The following is a 2,454-nucleotide window of genomic DNA, read 5'->3' as shown; positions in this document are numbered from 1 at the left end:
TAGCTGTTCTGTGGTGGGCTCCCGATCGGAGAAGAGATCCGCCAGCTGAATCGCTATCTTCTCTGCCTCTGCGGCGCCATTGGCGTAAACGATATTCGATTGGCCGAGCCCAAACCGAGCGGCAACGTGCACCAGCTTCTCCACGCGGCTCGCAATCGTTTGATTTAGCTGGAGACTGATCACTTCGACAGGTGCTGCAGACCCGTCGCCGATGGTATGGATAACTATTCGGCCCTTAGTGGCAGAGTCGATTTTTAAGGTAAGAAAGTTCTGCGCGACTGTGGGCTCGACCGACATAAATTCAACCACGTTTGGCAGGCCGAATAGTCGTGCAAAGACACCAAGGTTTCGAATGCTGGGGCTAGCAAAAAGTATCTGAGTCTCGGGATTGCGAGCCAGCAAGTCGTCAATGACCCACTGAAGAAGAACCCCGCGAGCTCCATCTGCGATGGAGTGAGCCTCGTCGACCACGACCACATGCATATTGAAATCGGGATGGGCCGCAAGCGCAAGTTGGATGCGCTCTTGTGTCATGACGTAAATCGCCCGAGTTGGAAGCGCCGTTTCCGCGTCAATCGGGATCGTGACGATATCCGGAACCTGGCCAGCGAAACCTTGGAATTGAGTGGCGAGATCTTCTGCTACCTGGCCGATGAGCGCACGTGTAGGCACTAGGTACACAACGGATTGGGGTCGGTCAGCAGCGAAGAGCGACGATAGGTAATTTTGTAGAACGTAGGATTTTCCGGCCGACGTGGGTGCGGCCAGTGCAATCCGTTTTCTGGCTACAAGGCTGGTCCATAGATCGTGCTGAAAATCAGTGAGATAGATCTTCTGCTGATTGACGGCTATTTCGCGCCCGTCGGGCGGAGGCAATCTCTTCGGCGGCTAGAGTCAGTGGCAGTGACGCTTGGGCATGGGCAACTTCCGACCGCGTACTGAACGACGGAAAATTCCCAAGCCGCGCAAGGACAACACGAAGCGCCTGGTCCAACGGGAGTGTCGATGCGCCAAAAAGTTCATACGTGCAGGTCGCCACGCGGAATGCGGCCTTGCGGTGCCGCTGGTCGCTCGAGCATGCGAGAATCGCAGCAGCGCGGACTAGCTTGCTTGCTTCCTCTGCGGTGACGATGATCTCCTTGGCACCGAGTTCCTTGCGCAGCCACGCTAGTTCGATGCGGCGTGAAGCCTCGTGAAAGTTCGCGTTACTCCAAACCTTCTCGATTAGCTCCATGGTCATGATTTCCAGCCGATCTTGGCCTGAAACAGATCACGCAATTCCTGGACCGAAGGCACTGGGAAGAAGAAAATCTCTATGGGACGGTTGACCAGATTCGCCGCCTTGATGGTCTGCGCCAGCTTGGGTGCCAAATCCTTCAACTTCGCTTCTGCGAGTTTTACGAACTCAGCGTCGGTCTTCTCGGGTTGTGTCGACGCCAGTGCTTGAAAGGCGTCAAAATTGAAACCAAGCAGACAGGTCGTCACGTCATGGCGTTCATTGTAAGCATCGTCGTAAGGGTCAAGATATTTGAGGATGGCCGATTTGCTTGCGTCATCCAGGCCGGAAAAATCGATATTCCGCTGCACAAGCTCAATCTCGTGCTGCATTTTAGCGGGCTCCAACGCCTCTGTGATTGATGAAATTGCTGCGGCTATCGCGTCGCCGACGTCCGAATAGAGTTTCGACTCTCCCCAATATAAGAGCAGCCGTGATTGCTCGGCAGAATAACGCACATGGATACCATCCGAACCATGGACGGGCATCTCTCGGTTGGTCTTTAGGGACATTTTTGCAACCAACTGCGGCGCGTCCAAAACCCACTCAGTCAATAGGTACAGGAGCAGCTCGCCGGCTTCGCCATTACGGTTGGTGGCTTCATTGGCGCGTTTGAAGAGCGCCTTTGCGGATTCCGAAAGCTGCGAGATCTTAAATTTAAAATCGTCCACGCTCACTTTGCCGTAGAGGTCGTCGACGGCCTTAACGTCGGATCGCGGCAGCGCGAAGGATGTTAGAAAATGAACGACGGCATCTACGAGTTCGTGGATGGTAGCCTTTCCCTGTCGGAACGCCGGAAAATGCAGTCGCAGGACTACACCTTCACATTCGCACTGGATGGTATGTTCGAGTGCCCGAAGGCGCGGTAATAATTTCGAGTAATCACGCCGCAGACCTGCAAGAGCGACCTCCAAATCCAAAGCCTCATACTCTGCATTCTCGATTGCCGTCACGTTGTCCTGCAAATCAATCTAGTGAATTCACGCACGTTGGGGCTTTGTTAATATCAAATGCAAGTGGTCGAGACCAATTTAATGGTGCACAGGATCAAGATCCTGCTGTGTCACGACGACAACACAGGTTTTGCAGAATGGATGCTTTGTTGGCTCAAGCGTAATCCAATTACGGCGACAGTGCACTCCCTCGTCGCCTTTCTCGGCCCCTCACCCACCCCTCAC

At 54.0% G+C, this 2,454-nt stretch carries 3 protein-coding genes; all 3 read right to left on the bottom strand.

The genetic code is table 11. From position 1 onward, the window contains the following. Positions 1-876: DEAD/DEAH box helicase (locus EN993_RS34545; RefSeq protein ID WP_127266115.1), on the bottom strand; the 876-nt coding region annotated here is incomplete at its 3' end. Then, a complete protein-coding gene (locus tag EN993_RS34540) occupies positions 818-1,240 on the bottom strand; it encodes a hypothetical protein (RefSeq protein ID WP_127266114.1) in 423 nt (140 codons plus the stop codon). The genes EN993_RS34540 and EN993_RS34545, both read right to left, overlap by 59 nt. After that, positions 1,237-2,229, bottom strand: a complete 993-nt coding sequence (locus EN993_RS34535; RefSeq protein ID WP_245469054.1) for a DUF1837 domain-containing protein — start codon at positions 2,227-2,229, stop codon at positions 1,237-1,239. The genes EN993_RS34540 and EN993_RS34535 overlap by 4 nt, the downstream gene beginning before the upstream one ends. Positions 2,230-2,454 lie beyond the last annotated feature (225 nt).

Source organism: Mesorhizobium sp. M7D.F.Ca.US.004.01.2.1 (genome assembly GCF_003997785.1).
GTDB lineage: Bacteria > Pseudomonadota > Alphaproteobacteria > Rhizobiales > Rhizobiaceae > Mesorhizobium > Mesorhizobium loti.
The sequence above is the reverse complement of the archived record's forward strand: the minus strand, read 5'-3'. Positions and strand labels throughout refer to the sequence as shown.